1 protein-coding gene is annotated in these 580 nt (G+C 22.6%); it reads left to right on the forward strand.

The window, feature by feature from the left end:
* Nucleotides 1-512 (forward strand): CapA family protein (locus tag GBZ86_RS16665; RefSeq protein ID WP_207707491.1); only part of this gene is annotated, 512 nt, incomplete at its 5' end.
* Between the last annotated feature and the right edge of the window lie 68 nt (nucleotides 513-580).

Genomic DNA, 580 nt, shown 5'->3' on the forward strand with positions numbered 1-580 from the left:
CTAATAATATTAATAAAGAATCTAAAGAAGTTTTTAAAGAGGCATGTATAAATACAAAGGATAATTTTTTAAAAACTATATCTTTTAAAAAAGATATAACCATAAGTGCAGTTGGTGATATAATTGTGCATGATGAACAATTAAAGTCCGCTTATAACAAAGAAACTAAAAAATATGATTTTAAAGAAAATTTTTCTGAAATAAAAGAATATTTAAGTAAATCGAACTTTACTTATGCTTCTATAGAAGGAACTTATTCAGGAAAAGAGATAGGAGAATATACAGGATATCCTATTTATAATTCACCAGAAGATATGTTGAAGGCAATTAAAGAAGCTGGAGTAGATTTAGTAGCTTTAAATTCAGAACATATATTAGATAAAGGTGTGGAGGGGATTTACAATACTATAAAAAATTGTGATGATAATGGATTAGAATATATAGGCATAAAAGATAATAAAAAAAGTAAAAATTATATTTTAAAAAATATAAATGGCATCACTAGTGTTTAATAATTAAAAAATATTACCATTGACTTTTTTAAAAATACAAATATATTTCTAGTGATATTGATTATATA

The organism is Clostridium tarantellae (genome assembly GCF_009295725.1).
GTDB lineage: Bacteria > Bacillota > Clostridia > Clostridiales > Clostridiaceae > Sarcina > Sarcina tarantellae.